This window comes from Vibrio sp. 1580, from assembly GCF_033340055.1.
On sequence record NZ_JAWOVT010000396.1, the window covers coordinates 1 to 629 of the forward strand.

1 protein-coding gene is annotated in these 629 nt (G+C 45.5%); it reads left to right on the plus strand.

The window, feature by feature from the left end:
- Nucleotides 1-147: 147 nt before the first annotated feature.
- On the plus strand, nt 148-629 hold a 482-nt coding region (locus R7093_RS26225), incomplete at its 3' end, for a DNA ligase LigA-related protein (RefSeq protein ID WP_411913259.1).

Consider the following 629-nt stretch of genomic DNA (forward strand, 5'->3'; position numbering starts at 1 on the left):
TGACCGTTTAGCTGCTTATCGACGCCAAATAGTTGAGTTTAATGCGGCTAACGCATAATCTTACTACCCAATTATAAAAGGGCTCCGATTGGAGCCCTTTTTCATGGATTCCCAACCTCATCGATTGACAATATACGGGGCTTTACTATGTCTGAATCAGTACATCAACGGCTAGAAGAACTCAAAGAGTCGTTGCACTACCACGCCGTTCGCTACTACGTGGAAGATAATCCAGAGATTCCAGATGCAGAATACGACCGCCTAATGCGTGAACTGCTAGAAATTGAAGCTCAACATCCTGATTTAGTGACGGTTGATTCGCCAAGTCAGCGAGTGGGTGGTAAGCCGCTTTCTGAATTTAGTCAGGTGACACACGAAGTCCCAATGTTGTCATTAGATAATGCATTCGACGACAGTGAACTCGACAGCTTCCATAAACGTGCTCAAGACCGAATCGGTGGAGAAAGCATTAAGCAGTATTGTTGTGAACCAAAGCTAGATGGCTTAGCCGTGAGTCTGCTGTATGAAAACGGTATTTTAGTTCAAGCGGCAACGCGTGGTGATGGTACTACGGGTGAAAACATCACTGAAAACGTGCGCACCATTAATGCCATTCCTCTGAAGCTGAG